Source organism: uncultured Ferrimonas sp. (genome assembly GCF_947489035.1).
GTDB lineage: Bacteria > Pseudomonadota > Gammaproteobacteria > Enterobacterales > Shewanellaceae > Ferrimonas.
The window spans coordinates 142,028-159,956 of the sequence record NZ_CANLCI010000001.1 but is presented as its reverse complement, the minus strand read 5'-3'; the positions used below and the strand labels follow the sequence as shown (position 1 = coordinate 159,956).

The window sequence follows — 17,929 nt, the reverse complement described above, 5'->3', positions numbered from 1 at the left end:
GTTAGCGGTTATTCTGGGCGCTTAACCACTGTTGCAACGCCGCCAGCCCTTGCTGCTGCAAGGCGATTAAAGGCGCGATTGCGTCGGTTTGTGCCGGTTGCTGTTCCAGTGCGGCGCAGTGCTGGCTTAACTGGATTAACCCTACCGAGGCCGCGCCCCCTTTTAATCGGTGCAACAGTTGCCGCCAATCACCGCCGCTTTCCAACTGCAGCAACAGCTCGTCGCTGTCGTCGCCAAACTGTTGCGCCATCCGTTGCATCAGGCTTAACCCTAATACCCCCAGATCTTGCTGCAGTTGCTGTGTGTCGAGCTGCTGTGTGTCGAGCTGCTGTGTGTGGTGCGGGCTCGATGCCGGTGTTGGTGCTGGTGTTGGTGCCGTTGGCTTGGCAGCAACCGCTGCCGTGCTGGCGGGTGATTTGGGTGAGCTTTCGGTCGTGGCAATGGGCGCGGCAGCGGGCGTACTGAGCGGCAGCGGCGCATGGTAACGCGAGAGCACCTGAGCCAGTGCGGCAATGCGGATCGGCTTGGCCACAAAATCATCAAAACCGGATTCAATAAAGCCGCTGATCTGTTCGTTAAAGACGTGCGCCGACATCGCGATGCAGGGCAGGGTATGGGCAAACCGTTGTTGCTGCACTTGTTTCAACCCGCGTTGTAATTCGGAGCCGTCACCGTCGGGCAGATTGATGTCGACTAAGGCCAGATCGTACTGCCGCTGCTGCACTTGTTGTTTGGCGCTGGCCACATCGGCCACGGTGTCAAACTGCTGCCCTAAGCGGCGCAAAAAACCTTCGATCACTAATTGATTGGTGGGGTTATCCTCGATCACCAAAATGTGGTGGCTGGGCAGGATGTTAATGGCGGTGCTGTGTTGCGGCGGCAATTGGGTGGAACGGCTGAGCCGCAGCTGGAACTCAAAACAGCTGCCCCGATCCACTTGGCTGCTGACGCTTAAGCTGCCGTTCATTGCTTCTACCAACCGCTGGCTGATGGCCAAACCCAGGCCGGTGCCGCTGACGCTGTGATCCCGCTGGGCTTGCTGGAACGGCGCAAATATCCGTTCCAGCTTGGCGCTGGGAATGCCGATGCCGCTGTCGCTGACACTGAAGCGCAGTTGGTGTTGTTCGGCATGCACTTGGGTTAGCTCAACGTCAATGGCGATGCTGCCTTGTTCGGTAAACTTGATGGCGTTGTTGACCAAGTTCATCAGCACCTGTTTTAGCTTGTTGCGATCGCCGACGTAAGCCAGTGCCAGCTTGAGATCGACGTTGATGATCAGATCCAGCCCCTTGGCCTGCGCCCGTGCCGCCATGGTGTCGCGCACCTCGGTGACCATGGTGGCCAGCGCAAACGGTTGGTTATCCAGTTCGATGTGGCCCGCGTCGATTTTGGAGTAATCGAGCACGTCGTTCAGAATATCCAGCAGCGATTCCCCCGAGCGGCGGATCACATTCACAAAGCGGCGCTGGCTGGGATTAAGCTGTTCATCCCCCAGCAGTTCGGCGGTGCCCAAGATGCCGTTCATCGGCGTGCGAATTTCATGGGAGATGGTGGCCAAGAAGGTGGTTTTGGCGCGGCTGGCTTGTTCGGCTTCGGCGCGAGCGTTGGCCGATACCGCCAATTCGCTGTTGAGCTTGTCGTTCACGATCTGCAGTTCGGCGGTGCGTCGAGACACGGTTTGTTCCAGCTGTTGGTGCTGTAAGCGCAGCTCTTGTTCCGCTTGTTGCTTGGCGATGGCGGTGGCCTTAAAGGTGGCGATGGCGTCGGCCAAGCGGGTTAATTCGTCTTTGCCTTTGGGGGTAACGGTGACCGACAGATCGCCACGGCTTAGGCGCATCAAGGCGCTGGAAAAGTAGTTCACCCGATACACCACATCGCGATACACCACCTTCCACACCACCCAAAAACTGACGCTCATGGCGATGGCGCCGAGCAACAGCAGCAGCAAGCGAGCGCGGTGGTGGCTGGCATCGGTTTGCTGCTGGGCGCTGCGGATCAACTGGTTGGCTTCGCGCAGCACCACCGCCACTTCCTGATTGAGGCGATCGAATTGCAGTTCCAGATCGTTGCTGAGTCGAGCCATCCGCACCGCTTCGCCCAGTTGCAACTGGCGGGTGTTGTACAGGCTTTGCCCCTGTTGCAGCAGATCCACTTGGGCGGCAATTTCGCTGCGACTTTCCGGATCGGCCACATCACCCAGCTGCAGCGCCAGTTGCTCTAGCTTGTCTTGGTAGTGGCGCTTGAGCCGCCGCACCACGGTAAAGGTTTTCACGTGGGGCAGGGTAACCAGCTGTTGCCGCAACTGAATGACGTTGTATTGCAGTTCGCTGAGGCGGCGCAATTGCAGCAGATCCAGCTCAATCAAATCGTCAACCTGTTGCGGTAACTGGTTTGGCTGCTGATACAGGCCGATGCTGCGCGCCACCATGGCGGTTTCGGCGTTGGCTAACTGGCTGTCCACCAGATCGGCGATGGTGCGCGAGGCTTGGTTGGCCTCTAAAAAGGTGCGATCAAACTTGGCCCCAATGGCGATCCGCTTCTGCACCTGTTGGGTTAAGCGGTTGAGCGACTGCTGCACCTGATTGACGCTGTTGATCAGCGCGTGGCGATCGGTTTGCGGCTGATAGTTGCTCAGTTGCTCCATCAGCCCATACAGCGCCTCCATATCTTGATTCAGGCGGGCACTGGCGCGGTTAAGATCGTCGCTGTTGTTCACCTGCGACAGAAACTGGCCGCTTAACACCACGCGGCCGCCCAGCTCGGCCACCGAACGCGACAGGTTCAGGGTCGGAATGGCGCCGTCGTTCAGCGATTGCTGGCGGTCGCGCACCTCATCAAGGCTGAGCCAACCTACCCACGCCGCGAGCCCCGACAACGAGGCCACAAACAAAAACGCCAACAGCAGCTTGGCGGCGATAGACAGGGAAACAGGGGTGGATTGCACAGGCGCAGCATCGTTTACAGAAGGTGGAGTAATTCTACGATATTGCGCTGATTTTTGAGTGCGACAACACACAGTTTTGTGCGGCGTTGACCCGGCCAGCCGCTGGCGTTTGATACACTTTGGCTATTGTCTGGGCTATCGAATACTGAACACGATGCTGTCTCGTTTACTCTGCGGTCTTTTGTCTTGCTTGCTGCTGCCCATCGCCGCAGCGGCTGCTGTTGTTGATGGTGTTGATGGCGGTGGTGTTAGTGCCAGCGCCGGTGCGGATGCCAACGTTCGCCCAGCCAAGCTGTGCGCGCTGTTCCCCCACATGAAGGATTCCTACTGGCTGAGCGTGAATCAGGGCATGGTGGAACAAGCGCAGGCCGCCGCCGCCCAGCTGAAAGTGATGGAAGCGGGCGGTTACCACAACTGGCCAGTGCAGTTGGCGCAGTTTAAAAAATGCCAACAGTGGGGCGCCGATGTGGTGCTGCTGGGCAGCGTGAGCCATCGCCTGCACCGCGATATTGAAACCTTGGTGGCGCAAACGCCTACGGTGGCGATGATCAACAAAGTGGACAGCAGCGGGGTGGTGGCCAGCGTTGGGGTTTCGTGGCAAGCGATGGGGGGGCAAGTGGGCGAGTTCATCAACCAGCGCTACTCTGTGCCGGTAAAGGCCCTGCTGATGATGGGCCCCAAAGGCCGGGGCGGCGATCTGTATCTGCGCCAAGGCATTTTAGCCAGCGTCACTCCCGCCAGTTTTGAACTGATTGGCACCTTAAATGGCAGCAACAGCGTGGCGGTGCAGCGCCGTTTGTTGCGGCAATACCTGCAACACAACCCCGCCCCAGAGCTTATTGTGGCCGGAGCCGTGGCAGCCGAAGTGGCGATCGCCGAGCTGCGCGCCTTAGGGTTAAGTAACCAAGTGGATGTGATCGCCACCTACATGACCCACGCCGTGTATCGCGGTTTGCTGCGGGGTAAAATTCTGATGGCCAACAACGACAGCATGCGCGAACAAGGGCGCATGGCGGTGCAGATGGGCTTGGATCACCTGCAAGGCAAATCACTGCCAACCACCCTTGGCCCAGCGTTGATGGTGATCACCCCGCAAAGCGCGGATGACTGGGTTCGCAGCAGCTTATCTGAGCCGGATTTCCGGCCGGTGTATGGGGTGAATTTGCCCAGCGTTACGGCAAAACCGTAATCGCGGCCATTGCCGCACCACTTACCCTGATGGCGCGGTTGCAAGGTGAGGCGACGGCCACGTGGGGCTGCCTTCGGGCGAGGAGCCTCGGCGGTGCCGGCGGAACGGATTGCAGCCACGGCCAGTAAAGCCGCCAAGCGGATCCATGCACTTGGCATCAACGTCGTTATTATTTGGTTTGGCGTTAAAGAGGCATTCGTTTCCGAGCGCAATCAAACGGTTAAGAACCTCCCCACTCACGCCGTGAATGCGATTGATACCGTGGCTGCAGGTGGCACCTTTAACGGGGCGCAAGCCAGTGCGCCAAGCCAAACGGGGCTCGAGCGGTGTTCATTGGCCGTATAAGCATCGAGCGAACGGTTGAAAAATGGAGTGTTGCTGAGGTCAGCGAGGGGGTAAAGCGAACGGCAGATGAACATAAGCAGATAACAATAAGCCGATGGCGTTCATCCGCGCTGCCAAAGAGGCCAGAATGCAATGGGTGGATGGGGGATCCCATCGCTTGCTTGGGGCTACCACTGCGCCGCGGCCACCGCCTCCATCGCTTTGATCTGTTGTTCCAGCTGTTTTAATCGGGCTTCTTTGGCGCGCAATTCCATTCGATATAGCGCATCACAATTCAGGCGTTTGGGGCCACCAAATTTATAGGTGAATTTGATGCCAACATTCGACTCGCGCTGAGACTGATCGTAGTTGTAGCCATCGTAGTGATCGGAGCCCTTATCAACGTAGGTTTCAAGCTGATAGGGGGTGTCACCAGAATCGAAGGAGCAGGTGACGCCGTCGGAGGTGCGAACGGTGTCGGCCAATGCCGAGGACGACAGCAGCAGGCAAGCCAAAAACAGTCTCATGGCTTCACCCACAGCAGTTTGGCTCGGGTGCAAATTCGAGTGCTGAACGCCGATTCTTGAGTCGCGATGCTGGTAGAGCAAATTTTTAAGGTTTCAACCTTACCGATGGTTTTCAGCCTTACGGGCACATGCACGATCTGGGAATTATTTTTCGCAATGAATGAGGTCTCCATCAGCGGAAGATCATTAACGGTGATCAGATATTGCTGCGGAAAATCATTGAGGTTGCCGACGGTGATTGGCACGTTTTTCAAGCCGGTAAAGGTAACGGCTTGGTCGGGATTGTTTTTGCCGCCAAAGCGTTGTGGACCGTGGCTGTGGGCCGCCACGTGGCAGCTGATAACGGCAAGGAGAATTGGGAAAAATGTTTTCATCGCGATTTAAAAGAGGGAGCTTGGCTCCCTCGGTAGATCCTATCCGTTATAAACAGGTCAGTTCGATAACGGCAGACGCTTCGTATGAACCCGCAGCAGTGACCGCGTTGGCAACGGCCACGTAAAACTTAACGCTTTCGGCGTCCGTAACGTTTACTGCGCTGGTGACCTGAGAAACGGAACCGCTGTCTTTGGCCATCAGTTTAAGATCCGCTTCAGTCAAATTATCGGTGCCGGTTGAGGTTAGGCTTTTAACGTCGTAAGAGGCATTGCCCGCGCTGCCAGAAAAAACCAGCGTTACCATGTCAGCAGGTTCAGTTTCGCTGCCATCCAGTACCAGACCCCCACTGGTGTCACCGACCGTGGTCACCCCACAGGTGCCGGTGATCACTCGGGAAAAGGTTAACGTTTCGCTGTCTGCGGCAGTGGCGGTAAGTGCCGTTGATGCAGCAAATAGTGCTGCCAAAGTGAGCTTTTTCAAGTTTAGTGCCTTCGTTCTCGGTTTTTCTGGAATATATACTCTAAACCTCGGCGCGAACCAGATTCATCGGCCACTTGTGCGTTGCGCGTCACAAAATTGACGCCATTAAGGGTGATCCGCTTAGTATTTTGCGCTCGGTTTTTGTAATGGGTATCACTTTCCTGTTGTCTTGTGGTGGTTTTGTGACCGTTATGGCGGGCTGTCGATTTTCTGGCGGAGGTTTGTGCTGGCGAGCGGCTGCGGGGCGAGACTCGGGTTGGGCTGGCCACGGTGTGGATGTTTTCGTGGCAGCGTGGCCTTTTCGCAATAAGGGTTAATGCCGTAAAATAGCGCCAACATTCACCCCTTATAAGTTGCTGTTATGTCTTTACCTTCTTGCCCCAGTTGTCAGTCTGAGTATGTTTACCAAGATCAAAATCAGTTGATCTGCCCAGAATGTGCGTACGAATGGGATCCGGTTGAAACCGCAGAAGCGGCAACGCCAAAGGTGAAAGACGCCAACGGCACCTTGTTGGCTGAGGGCGATAAGATCACCCTCGCGAAAGACTTGAAAGTGAAGGGCAGTTCACTGGTGTTGAAAATTGGCACCAAAGGGGTGATCCGCTACATCAATGATGGCAAGGATCATCAGCTGGACTGCAAGTTGGACGGCGCTGGCGAGATGATGGTGACCGCTAAGTTTGTGAAACGGGCGTAGCGGCACAAAGCGCCTACGCCGATTCGGATTGCACTCCCCCCAATTGGGTTAACGGCTGCTGACCGCAGTGCCGAACAGATAGCCTTCGCCGTGCACGGTAACAAACAACTTGGGGCTGTCGGCCAGCTCCATTTTGCTGCGAAGGCGCCGCACTAATACGTCAATCGTGCGATCGTTGGGGGCGTCGACCCGCTTAGAGATCAAACTGATCAACCGTTCCCGCGCCAGCACTTGCTGCGGGTGGTGCACAAAGGCGCACAGCAGTTCATATTCCGCTTTGGTTAAATTCACGTCTTGACGGCTGGCCCCGTCGCGCCACAACTGGCGGCTGCCTAGATCGAACGACCAGCCGCCAAACTCGGCGATGTGGTGCTGGGGGGCGTCGGCTTGGTTGCCGTTACGTTGCTGCAGCGACATTCGCCACAGCAAGTTCTTCACCCGCACCAGCAGTTCGCGCATCTCTACCGGCTTGGTGACGTAATCATCGGCGCCCATCTCTAGCCCAACAATTTTGTCTACCGCTTCGCTGCGGCCAGTCACCAAAATAATGCCCAGGGTAGACTGTGCCCGCAGTTGGCGAGTGAGCATCATGCCATCGGCGTCGGGCAGGTTTACGTCCAGCAGCACCAAATCGATGTTGTTGCGGCTGAGCTGCATCGTCATTTGGGCGGCGTTGCTGGCGGTGGTTACTTGGTAGCCTGCCTGCTCGAAATAACCGGCGTGGCGCAGTTGGGTTACGGGATCGTCTTCAACAACTAAGATGCGATGGGCTGATGCGGTCATGGGCTGCTTTGGTTACGTATAATTCTGGGGTTCATAATGCGGATTCCAACAGTTTGGCTCAAGCATTAACCGTGGCACCAAGCCATTAAATTTGGCGGCTTGTTCACACTCTGGCAGGCAACGGCGAATTGTTGCCCAGTGTGGTGTGGCGGCCATCGTCCTGGTGCGGCAATGCAGGCATAAAAGGATGATCTTAGCGGCATGGCCACGGTGTTTTTGCCGCCAAGAATTTGCTAATCTGCCTGCACTTGATTCAGTGAGAATAGCCATGAAATACCAGATCATTCCAGTGACGCCGTTCCAGCAAAACTGTTCCCTTGTGTGGTGTGAAACCAGTAAGCGTGCAGCGGTTATTGATCCCGGCGGCGATATCGAGCGGATCACCGCAGCGGCCACCACCCTTGGCGTAACCATCGAACAGATCTGGTTAACCCACGGCCACATTGATCACGTTGGTGGTGCCGATCTGCTGGCAAAACAACTTAATGTCGACATTATTGGCCCCCATCTGGCGGATAACTTTTGGCTGGACGCACTGGATCAACAGTCGCAGAAGTTTGGCTTCCCACGGATGGAACCGTTTAAAGCGACCCGCTATCTAGACGACGGCGATCGATTGTCGCTGGGCGAGCTTGAACTGGAGGTGATCCACACCCCTGGCCACACCCCTGGCCACGTGGTGTTTTTCCACCGCGCCAGTGAAACCGCCTTTGTCGGCGATGTGTTGTTCCATGGCTCGATTGGCCGCACCGATTTCCCCATGTCTGATCACCAAGCCCTGATCGATTCGATCACCCATAAGCTGTGGCCACTGGGCAATGGCGTTAACTTTATTCCCGGCCACGGCCCCGGCGCCACCTTTGCCGACGAGCGCCGCAGCAATCCCTTTGTTGCCGACAGCGTGCTTGGCTAATGCGCTGGCTTAACGTGATTCAAACCGTCCTGTTGGGCGGTTTGTTGTATTCGGGGGCCGGTTGGGGCAGTAACCTTGGCCAGCTTGAACTGGAGGATCAGTTTGGGCAGTCGCATTCGTTGCAGCAGTTCAGCGGGGTGGTGTTATTCAGCGCCAGCCGCATTGGCAGCAATGTGGCGCAGCAGGCGTTAAATGCGCTGAGCCCTGCCGAGCGTGAACCGCTGCGTTATGTGGTGGACATCAGCGGCATGCCGATGTTGGTCACCAAGCTGATGGCGCTGCCGCAGTTGCGTGATTTGGGTTATCCGGTGCTGCTGGATCTGGATGGCGCCCCCACCTTGGCGTTGCCACGCCAAGAGGATCAGGTCACGCTATTGTGTGTGGACTCCGGCGCGGTGGGGCAGCACCGTTTCTACGCCGATGGCAGCGCGCTGCAACTGGCGTTGCAGCAGCCTTGGTGCCGCCAGCGCCGTGTTGAGCGTTAACGGCAAAGACAACGATAAAGATAAAGTGCCAAAGCCCTAAGGGCAGCCATTGTGGCCGTCACCCCGTTGTGCGGTGACATCATCAAGCCTCAGCAGCAGTCACCGCCACTCCATCACACCATCAATCTCCCCCGCATTAATTCTGTGGGCGCAGTGCCCACAAGGCCAACACATTGCGGCTGGTTTGCTGCAACAGCGGCCCCGCTTGGGGTTTCAATTGGGCAAAACTCATGGGGGCAGGCACGCAGGCAAACATGGCATCAATCCCATGCTGGTGCAGCTGCTCGGCATCGGCACCTAAGCTGCCCGCAATGGCGATCACCGGCACGCCCGCTTGTTGGCCGCGCTTGGCTACCCCAACCGGGGTTTTGCCGTGGGCGGATTGGCCGTCTAAGCAACCTTCACCGGTGATCAGCAGATCGGCTTGCGCTAGATGGGCATCCAGCTTAATGGCATCCAACACCAACTCTATGCCCGGTCGCAGTTGCGCCGACATAAACGCCAAAGTGGCCGCGCCCATGCCACCGGCGGCGCCCGCGCCCGCGCAGTTGGCCACGGCAATGGCGAACTGCTGTTCAATGATGTTGGCGTAGTGCTGCAAGGCGCTGTCCAGTTGCGTCACCATCTCGGTCGTGGCCCCTTTTTGCGGGCCAAATACCGCCGAAGCGCCCTGTGGCCCACATAACGGATTGCTGACATCGCAGGCCACTTGCAGCTCGATCTGCGCCAAGCGTGGATCCAGTTGGCTTAAATCGATGTGCGCCAGCTCGGCCAGCGCGGCACCACCTGCGGCAAGGGGCTGATGATTGCGATCGGTAAATTGGGCCCCCAGCGCCTGCATCATGCCCACGCCGCCATCGTTGGTGGCGCTGCCGCCCAGCCCCAACAGCAATCGCGACACGCCGCAATCCAATGCCGCGCGGATCAATTGGCCGGTGCCAAAGGTGCTGGTGTAGCGCGGATCCCGCTGTGCAGGATCAAGCAGATGCAGCCCTGAGGCTTCGGCCATCTCGATCACGGCGGTATCGCCATCGCCCAGCAGGGCAAAGTGGGCTTGGATCGGCTGGCCAATCGGGTTTTGCACTTCAACGTAACGGTACTCGCCACCAAGGGCATCCAACAACGTTTGTACTGTGCCTTCGCCGCCATCTGCCGCGGGTAGGGTGATCACCTGCGCTTGGGGCAGCGCTTGCAATATGCCCGCGCGAATGTGGTTGGCAACCGCTAAGGCGCTCAAGCTTTCTTTGAATGAATCGGGGGCAACAACAATCTTCACAGGCAATCCGCTGGCGATGGGCACTGTGGTTATTATTGTGCAAATTCAGCGTCTTTCACTTGGTTTGCTCACAAATAAGAAAATCGGATCGAAGCGAGGATAAGTCGGCTGGCCGTGACCATGTGTTGTGGCCACAAAAAAGCCCGCCACAACAAGGTGGCGGGCTGACGGATTGCGGTTAGCGTTTGGCTATGCGCGCATCGGTTGGTTATTCAGGCTTACAGTTGGTAGTTGAAGCTCAACATGATCCGATGGGCGTTGTAGTTGTGATCCAAGTTACCCAGAGTCACCAAGCTGGTGATTTCATTCGGCTCTGCGTTGCTGAAATCACTGTCTTGATAGCGCTGGTATTGGTAATCAACCCGCACGTCCATGCCTTCGCCAACCGCCAGTTTGGTGTACAACTCAATGCGGTGGCTGGTGGCAAAATAGTCGCCATAAGGTTGGCTAACACCTTGCTTGACCATGGTCTCGCTGTCGGAGTCGGCGTATTGGTAATCGATGCCGATAACCGCCATTTGCCCCAGCGGGTAATCGGCACCAACGCCAGCACTGACAAAGGTATCTTCCACTTCCGCAAACCAGTTGGCGTTGCCGCCATTGCTGCTGCCCGCCTGATCGGAGTTGATCCACTGCATGCCAGTAAAGGCGTGCAAGTTGGCTTTACCCAGCTGGTAATTAACGGCCAAATCGTAACCGTGATCTTCGCCTTCGGTTAGGCCGATTTCGGTTTCGCTGTAGTCGTCTTTGGCCCAGTGAGCGTTAAAGTCGATGCTCAGATCCGCCAGTGGCGTATGGGTTACGGCCAGCTCGGCGATGGTGCGATCGCGATCCGCTAAGTTGTAGCGGCGCAGCAGCGCATTATCACCACCAGACAGCAAGCGATCGGCGTCGTATTGCGACATATCACGCTGGCTGTAGCCTGCTTTAACGGCGATGTCCCACTTATCAAAAGCGTTGATCTTCAGTTTCAGGTTGCCACTGTGCTGCTGAGTTTCTTCCTCGTCCCAACCCGCTGCGGTTTGCTGCTTTTGTTGGTAGCGGTAGTCACCCAATAAGCGGTAACCAGAAGCGATGCGGTAACTGGCACCCAAACGAGCGCTGGTTTTGGTGGTGTCCAACATGGTGGCACCATCAATCTGTCCGGTCAGTTCGTCCACCGTTAGGCTTGGGCCAGCCAAGATGGTGGACTTGTTGTCGCGGTCGCTGTGATCCAGTGCGGCAGTTAAGCGCAGTGCCGAGCTGACCAAAGTGGTGAACTTAAGACTGGCGTCTAAGGTGTCCACTTGGCCATCAAAGCCGTTGATGCTGGTGTTGGCCACCAAGCCGCTGTCTTGATTCATCTGGCCACTAACAATGCGGCCAGCAAGGTTGCTGCGACCAAATTGGTAGGCACCATTTAACATCAACTGCGAGGCGTCGTTGCTGGGGGCGTAGGCCATCGCGTTCTGCAAGTTGTCAAAATCCAGCGCGGTTCCCAGATTGTTGTCGTACTTAGCGTAGCTGTAGCTCACCCCAGTAAACCAGTTGCTGCCAACGAAGCGAGCGCCGGTTTGCCAGTGGCTGCTGCTGCCATCCACGGGGGCGACAACGTTAGTGCGAGTGGTGCCAAAGATGGAAGCGACTTTGCTGCCGGTTTTCTCTTCTTGGCGGTAGTTGGCGTAGGTTTCTACTGGGCCAATGTTGGCTTCGATGCCAAAACCGTAGCGTTCCCGTTGCAGCTTCAGATCCTGCGTGTGCAGGGCGCCGCTGTCGATCAGATCACCGCCTTGCGCCACATAACGGCTTTGGGCTTGGGCGCTGTATTGGCTAAGACGAGCGTACTCTGCCGAGATTATCGCTACCCCAGTTTTGCCTGCGGTGAGACTGGCGTTGCCATTTTCGCTGCCCAGTTCGTTGGCGGTAAAGTTGGCTTGATGATCGGCGCGGTAGTAATCCACATCGGCCGTTAACCCCAGTTGCGGGCCATCGGTTTCGCCGCTAAAACGGTTGCTGGCGTGATCGTCATCCGCGCTAATAAAGCCTGCGCTTACGCCGATGGTGCCACGGCTGCCTTGATCGCTAACGCACTTCTTACACTGCCATTTGCTCAAGTTGACCTTGTCGGTATTGGCGTTGGCTAGGCCATAGTTGGCCATGGCGGTGCCAGAGAATGTCACCAGCGCCAATGTGATCAAATTCAAAGATAGTTTCATGAGGCTTCTCCCTTAGCGCTGCAGCGCAGAGCCATTCGGGTGGTTAGACCCATGGATCTGGTTGTGGCAGTTCAAGCAACTTTGGCCTGCGGTCATGGTGTCGTTGCCACCGTTAAACAGTGGGTTACCGTTGTGAGCGCTGGCGTGACAGCTTTGGCAAAGCTGGGGTGCGCGGCGGGTCAGCATGTTGTCGTTGACGCTGCCGTGTACGTTGTGGCAACTGGCACAATCTTCAACCACCGGCTGGTGTTCAAACAGAAACGGGCCGCGTTTCTCTTGGTGACACTGGTAGCAGTTGTCGTTGATGCTGGTGCTGGTTAACGCCGCTTCCGACATCGACCCGTGGGCGTTGTGGCAGCTGGAGCAGGTTAGGCTTTGGCCATCCAACGGGTGGCTGCTGCGCTTGGCCATGTCCGCTTTTTGGCGGGTATGACAGGCGGTACACACTTCCACTTCCGTGGCGGGTTGCATGATTGGATCTTGGGCGGCGTGCACTTGGTGACAATCGGCACAATCAAGCTGTTCCAGATTGTGGGTTGAACTGTGCCACGCCATGCGCTGTTCGTCTTGGTGGCAAGACATACAGACGCTGTTCTGCTTTTCTGACGACAACGGCGAGCCTTCACCAAAGCTGATCATTGGCTCTTTGCCGCCACGATTGTGCTTGCCCATTGGGCCGTGACAGGCTTCACATTGCAGCCCAGCCATGGGGCTGGTGCTGCTGTCGGTACGCCCATGGACGCCATCAAACAACGCCATCACGGTGTCATTTTTCTTGTGGCACATTAAGCAGTTATCGGCGCCTTTCTTAGAGTATTTGCCTTCGGCAAACTTCTGATCCAGCACCGCTTCAAATTCCGCTTGGTCCATCTCGGCCCATTTGCCTTGAGCGGCCGCTGGGGCACTCAAACCAATGGCCAAAATGGCACTACCAAGCACAGAGGTAATAAGGTGTTTTAGTTGCATAACGAGGATCCCTTGTATGCAGGATTGGGGGAGGCGAGCCTCCCCCAAGGCTTGGTTAGAACTTAACGTTGTGGGCTGTGGTCAGCTTTTCGGCGTCGTGACAATTGCGGCAGCTTTCTAGGTGCTGAGCTGGTTCAACCGTGTCGAAATCTTGGTTGATGATGGCACCGCCGGCGCCTTCCATGTGCTCTTGCACGGTGATGTTACCCAGTGCTTTTTCGAAGCTGTGGCAAGAGGAACAGGTGGCTGCCCAAGGCGTAGAGAACAGCTCGAAGTTGGTTGCCAGTGCGGTTTTGCTGTTAAAGGCATCCACATTGAAGCTGGTGTGACACTTAGTACAGTCACCGGCCACAATAAACTCAGCCTCTGCCGCGCTGTGAGCACTGTGCAGCTTCATTTCGATCGCGCCTTGGTTAGCACCGCTGGCGTAGGTGCCTTGGGTGTTGTGACAGGCGGCGCAATCGCCAACTTGCATGTTGTCGTTGAAGGTGTAGCCCGCGTGGTGGCTCACTTCTTTACCGGAGTTGTGAACCTGGAAGTTGTCGCCGTGGCAGTTAAAACAGCTGCTGCTGTCGATGGAATCGTAATGGCGCTGCTGCACGGTTACGCCGTCCATCGCTACGGTGCCAGCGGCACTGTCGATAGAGACGTATTCGGTGCTGTCGGAACAGGCAACGAAGGCACCGCCTTCGGCACACAAACGCAGACCCGCAATAACCAGTGCGGTTTCGTTGGCGGCGCCGTCAGATAGCAAGCCGTCAAACTGCACCACCAGATCGCCGTCAACAATCAGCTCGGCAATCTCGTTACCATGTTTTTCCAACTTGGCTTTGTCTTCGTAGCTTAGCTGGGTCGCTTTCGGATTGAGGTTGCCAACCACTTCCAAGAAGTCCATGGAGGCAGACAATTCGGTGGCATCAACGTCGGCACCGCTGGCATCAACCAAACCGATGGTGGCGGTAACGTCACCGTTGGCGCTGGTGGTTAAGCTTAAGGTGGTCGCCAGTGAATCCGCCGCTTCATCCGCTAATACTTTGGCGCTGATGTGATCGGCAGTGATCTTCGCTGGGGTATGACAAGCGGCACAATCGCTGTTGCTTTGCTCGGTCATGTGGTTGGTGTACAGGGTGTGCTTGTCTTCATCGTAACCGACGTTGTGACAAGAGGAACAGGTTTCCTTGGTTGGTACGCGGTTCCAGTTGCCCCATTCGCTTAAGTTGTCATCGGCGATGTGACAGCTGCGACAGTCGTTTTGGATCAGGTGTTCAGCTGCAACGCCGGTGTACTCGTTGCCTTTCTTATCGGTGAACGACTGATTGGCGTTGTGGATGTTGTGCACCATGTGCTGGAAGCTTGGGCGCTGGCCGTCCATGCGAGTTTCGTTGTGGCAACTTACGCAGGTTTCCACCTCGGCAAAGCTGCTGTGGCGACGAGTCAGTGCTTCACCTTCCACGTGACAGGCGGCACAAGCGTCGTGGGAAACCACATTTTTGGTGTACAGCGCAGGGTTGCCCGCATGATCAAAGTCGAACGTGGCTTCTTGGCGCGGCACGCTGGTGTTGCCGTCGGCTAAGGTGCCAGCGGCAGACATCACGTTGTAACGCTGGGTCAGATCGGTATTTTGATCGATGCCAGCAAAGCTCACGGTGTAGTAGCCGTTGCCGTTGTCGGCGATGTCGTTGGCGCTGCCGTTCATGCTCCAGCGAGCTGAGCTGCCGGATTCGCTGTAGCCTTGAGGGTACAGCTGGTATTGGTACACCTTGATCTCGGTTAAGCCAACCACGGATTCATCGTCTTCGTTGGTGGCTAACACGGTGAGCTGAGGTTGGCCGTCAACCTGTTTTACCTCAGTGATCTCAAGATTCAGTTGGGCAATTTCTGCCGCCGGATCGCCACCTGGGCGCCCCGGTTGGCCAGCGTCACCATCGCTGCCACTGCCGCCACAACCGGTCAAAGCGGTGGCCATCATTGCGGCTAAGGCGGTTAAGCGCCATGCATTTTTGGAATGAGTCATTGTTATTATTCCCTGCAAAAAGAATATGGGTCGCCGAAAAGATAGTTGTCGGCGTGGAACTTTTTTTAGTTTATGAAAAACAGTCCCTTTCAATAGGACTTATAACAGGAGAAATGAGCAAGAACCGTGATCTGGATCCGTACCTACTTAGGGATAGTTATTTTCTTCTTCACAAATATGCACTGCTTCGCATTTGTTGGTTCTGTCGTTGATATAGGCAGAAAAAAAGCGGCCCGAAGGCCGCTTTTTTTGAGTTTGGTTCAGGGCTTAGTGGCCGCTGCTCCAATTCGCGTGGGCTTCCAACAGTTGTTCACTGTTGTGGCACACAGAACACGCTTCCTTAGCGTTGGCGGCGTCATATTCCGCCTGCGTAACGCCGTAGTTGTAGCTGGTGGTGACCTTGCCGTCAGCGTCAGTCGAGTCAAACGCGTTGATCGCCATTACACCACCATTTTGGTTGATGTGGGCAACGATGCCATCGTTCATGCCGTACGGCATCTGGTGGCAACTTACGCACGCCGCTGCTTGTGGTGACACAAACAACTGCTCGTTATCCGCCCCCAAACGTTGGCCATCATTGGTACCAAAAGCAACCGGCGCGGCATCGGCGTGGATGTTGCTTAAGCTGAAGCCATCAGCGCCGTGACAGGTCTGACAATCGGTCTTCTTAAAGAAGCCACCGATGTAGTGCTTGGAGTGAGTGATGTAGCCCAAGTTGGACGAACCCATCCCGTTCTTATCACGGGTGCCGTTGTGACAAGAGGCACAGCCATCCAAATCATTACTGAAGCGGTGCTGGATGCCGGTGTCGTGACACTGCTGACAGTTTTCCATCGCCGCGTGCTGCACTCGTGGGGTCTCGCCTACGTAGGTGCCGTCATTGGCTTGGAAGTACTGGGTGTCAGAGGTGACGTATGGGGCTTCTTGGCTGTTCAAGTTGTCGATGACTTTCTTGTCCTGAATTTCGACTACGTCACCCAATGTTCCACTGCCGTTGCTGTCGAGCACGACGCAATCAACCGGAACATCCATAAAGCCATCTGAGCCATGTTGTTTTTCATGGCAAACGTGAACTTGGCTGCTCAGTGCCAGAATTTCGGCGTTAGCCAGCAACTCTTTGACTTTAAAGCCGGTATCGCTGTCGCCGTCATTGCTGATGTCAGGAATGGTGACGGTGATGGTGCCGTCAGGATTAGCGCTGGCATAACTGGCTTCTTTACCAAATCCGCTTAATGCGACACCAACTTTTTGGTAGTTCAGCAGGAAGTCGTCGCCACCTTTGGCTAGGCCATTAAATACAATGGCGCTGCTTTTACCACCGTACTTGTAATCACGCGGGTCAATTTGGCTTAGAGGAATAAGCTCGTCGCCATTGTTGATCGCCATGGTTACGGTGATAACTGAAGCGCTTTTATCGATAGTGACGTTGCTGAACGTCACTTTATACTGAGACCCACTTAGCGCATGGGCGTTGTGAGTAACGTGCGCTTGCTCAGCGCCACGTGCATAACCGTCTTGGGTATGGCATTGGGTACAGTTATCGAAACCGGTGCCAAACGGTAACCCTTCCTCGAACTTGTCTGGATCAGCTAAACCTGCGTGGCGATAGGATGGGGCGAACTGGTGACAACTTACACAAGTTGCTGCATCTTGATCCGCTTTCCAGGCATCCACTTGCGCCACGTCGCCGCTGTGACAGCTTTGACAGTTAGCCGCAGACTGCGGGAACGGTGTCTTTTCGTTGGCTTCTAGGTTCAAGTGCAGGTTGTGCGCCAAGCCTTTGATAGAGCCGTCGTAGTTACCAATCACGTTTTTATCGGCGTCTTTGACGGCATATTGGTTGAAGTCAACGTGGCAGAAGCTGCACGATTCCATCTTGGTGTGCTTACCAGCGTGGTGCTGGTTGCCCAAGTTGCCGTCGTGCTCTGGGCGGTGACAGCTTTCACAGGTTGCATCGGCGATAACCGCTTTTGGTCGCTCAACTACGGTGTCGCTGCTTGGCTGCCAGTAGTGGAAGGCCGCGGTGTTGAGGTAGATGTTGGCGTTATCGGCGGGGTGGATCGGATCTAAGTTGCCGTCGCGTACTTTAATGGCCATGTAGACGCCGTTGGTGGCGTCGGCATTGTAGCCATAGTTCAAGCCAAACTCTTCTGGGTTGATGGCCACTTTGTATTCGCTGCCATCGGCTTTGGTGCCTTGGGTAACCAAGGTGTAGCTGCCGTCACCGTTGTCGGTTAAACAGTCGGTACAGTTAACCGAACCGTTGTAGCTGATGCCAGAAAAGTAGGAAGAACCAGCCAACAGTTGTTGGCCTTCAAATTCGCCTTTGCTCTTAACGTAGTAGCTTAGCCAGATGTCGCGGTCGTTGTCGGCACCGCCTTCAATGGCATCGTTTAAGCCCACTTCGGATTCTTTGCCCATGCGGCCAAAAGAGAGACCGGCGATGTCGGTGTCTTTAAGGCTGTGCAGAGCAACGCCATTGGCGTTCGCCAAGGTGAAATCCAAGGAGATGGTGCCGTTATCAGCCACGGACACCGAAGTGATGTCGGCATTGATCGCTTTGGCTTCGGTTACCGCAAGACCGATCAGGCCGGGTTCACCGGGTTTGCCGGCATCACCGTCGTCGCCGCTACTGCCACAGCCCGTAAGTGCTACGGAGACCAGCATGGCGCTGGTCAGCAGCTTAAAGTTTGTTCTGGTGGTCATATTTTATCCCTGCAAAAAGAAGAAATGACACGAATGTTATTATGTACCCACAAGG

General features: G+C 55.9%; 15 protein-coding genes. 5 read left to right on the top strand and 10 right to left on the bottom strand.

Annotated elements, in window-relative coordinates:
• Position 1 precedes the first annotated feature (1 nt).
• Complete coding sequence (torS, locus tag Q0796_RS00675) at positions 2 to 2,944, bottom strand: TMAO reductase system sensor histidine kinase/response regulator TorS (protein WP_298439209.1); 2,943 nt, start codon at positions 2,942 to 2,944, stop codon at positions 2 to 4.
• A gap of 181 nt (positions 2,945 to 3,125) precedes the next feature.
• Here torS and torT point away from each other — a divergent pair, with 181 nt between their 5' ends.
• Together torT and Q0796_RS00665 are read left to right on the top strand one after the other, a co-directional pair.
• The gene (gene torT / locus Q0796_RS00670) at positions 3,126 to 4,133 is read left to right on the top strand and encodes a TMAO reductase system periplasmic protein TorT (protein WP_298439207.1); all 1,008 of its coding nucleotides are present in this window, start codon (positions 3,126 to 3,128) and stop codon (positions 4,131 to 4,133) included.
• Positions 4,134 to 4,226: 93 nt separating this feature from the next.
• Positions 4,227 to 4,478, top strand: coding sequence for a PfkB family carbohydrate kinase (locus Q0796_RS00665; RefSeq protein WP_298439205.1), 252 nt, complete (start codon positions 4,227 to 4,229; stop codon positions 4,476 to 4,478).
• Between the two features lie 167 nt (positions 4,479 to 4,645).
• Here the strand turns inward: Q0796_RS00665 and Q0796_RS00660 are convergent, their stop codons facing one another.
• From Q0796_RS00660 to Q0796_RS00650, 3 genes are read right to left on the bottom strand one after another with little or no spacing between them, the layout of a single operon-like run.
• The gene (locus tag Q0796_RS00660; RefSeq protein WP_298439203.1) at positions 4,646 to 4,984 is read right to left on the bottom strand and encodes a hypothetical protein; all 339 of its coding nucleotides are present in this window, start codon (positions 4,982 to 4,984) and stop codon (positions 4,646 to 4,648) included.
• On the bottom strand, positions 4,981 to 5,358 hold the full coding sequence (locus tag Q0796_RS00655; RefSeq protein WP_298439201.1) for a hypothetical protein: 378 nt from the start codon (positions 5,356 to 5,358) through the stop codon (positions 4,981 to 4,983). Before Q0796_RS00655 ends, Q0796_RS00660 begins: the two co-directional genes overlap by 4 nt.
• A 46-nt stretch (positions 5,359 to 5,404) precedes the next feature.
• Positions 5,405 to 5,839, bottom strand: a complete 435-nt coding sequence (locus Q0796_RS00650; protein WP_298439199.1) for a hypothetical protein — start codon at positions 5,837 to 5,839, stop codon at positions 5,405 to 5,407.
• Positions 5,840 to 6,200: 361 nt separating this feature from the next.
• Between Q0796_RS00650 and Q0796_RS00645 the strand changes: the two genes are divergently transcribed.
• The gene (locus tag Q0796_RS00645) at positions 6,201 to 6,536 is read left to right on the top strand and encodes a zinc ribbon domain-containing protein YjdM (RefSeq protein WP_298439197.1); all 336 of its coding nucleotides are present in this window, start codon (positions 6,201 to 6,203) and stop codon (positions 6,534 to 6,536) included.
• Between the two features lie 48 nt (positions 6,537 to 6,584).
• Here Q0796_RS00645 and torR read toward each other — a convergent pair whose 3' ends face one another.
• On the bottom strand, positions 6,585 to 7,319 hold the full coding sequence (gene torR / locus Q0796_RS00640) for a two-component system response regulator TorR (protein WP_298439195.1): 735 nt from the start codon (positions 7,317 to 7,319) through the stop codon (positions 6,585 to 6,587).
• A gap of 268 nt (positions 7,320 to 7,587) precedes the next feature.
• Between torR and Q0796_RS00635 the strand changes: the two genes are divergently transcribed.
• Both Q0796_RS00635 and Q0796_RS00630 read left to right on the top strand, forming a co-directional pair.
• The gene (locus Q0796_RS00635; protein ID WP_298439193.1) at positions 7,588 to 8,232 is read left to right on the top strand and encodes an MBL fold metallo-hydrolase; all 645 of its coding nucleotides are present in this window, start codon (positions 7,588 to 7,590) and stop codon (positions 8,230 to 8,232) included.
• Positions 8,233 to 8,246: 14 nt separating this feature from the next.
• Positions 8,247 to 8,717 (top strand): hypothetical protein, encoded by a 471-nt coding sequence (locus Q0796_RS00630; RefSeq protein ID WP_298439191.1) that lies wholly within the window; start codon positions 8,247 to 8,249, stop codon positions 8,715 to 8,717.
• Positions 8,718 to 8,853: 136 nt separating this feature from the next.
• Here Q0796_RS00630 and Q0796_RS00625 read toward each other — a convergent pair whose 3' ends face one another.
• From Q0796_RS00625 to Q0796_RS00605, 5 genes are all read right to left on the bottom strand, one after another.
• A complete protein-coding gene (locus tag Q0796_RS00625) occupies positions 8,854 to 9,993 on the bottom strand; it encodes a glycerate kinase (RefSeq protein ID WP_298439189.1) in 1,140 nt (379 codons plus the stop codon).
• Positions 9,994 to 10,211: 218 nt separating this feature from the next.
• Complete coding sequence (locus tag Q0796_RS00620) at positions 10,212 to 12,188, bottom strand: MtrB/PioB family decaheme-associated outer membrane protein (protein WP_298439187.1); 1,977 nt, start codon at positions 12,186 to 12,188, stop codon at positions 10,212 to 10,214.
• A 12-nt stretch (positions 12,189 to 12,200) separates the two neighbouring features.
• On the bottom strand, positions 12,201 to 13,154 hold the full coding sequence (locus Q0796_RS00615) for a DmsE family decaheme c-type cytochrome (RefSeq protein ID WP_298439185.1): 954 nt from the start codon (positions 13,152 to 13,154) through the stop codon (positions 12,201 to 12,203).
• Between the two features lie 55 nt (positions 13,155 to 13,209).
• Entirely contained in the window at positions 13,210 to 15,168 is a 1,959-nt protein-coding gene (locus tag Q0796_RS00610; protein ID WP_298439183.1) for a hypothetical protein, read from the bottom strand.
• A 267-nt stretch (positions 15,169 to 15,435) separates the two neighbouring features.
• Positions 15,436 to 17,874 carry a hypothetical protein gene (locus Q0796_RS00605; protein WP_298439180.1) on the bottom strand — a complete coding sequence of 813 codons (2,439 nt, stop codon included), beginning with the start codon at positions 17,872 to 17,874 and terminating at the stop codon, positions 15,436 to 15,438.
• Positions 17,875 to 17,929 lie beyond the last annotated feature (55 nt).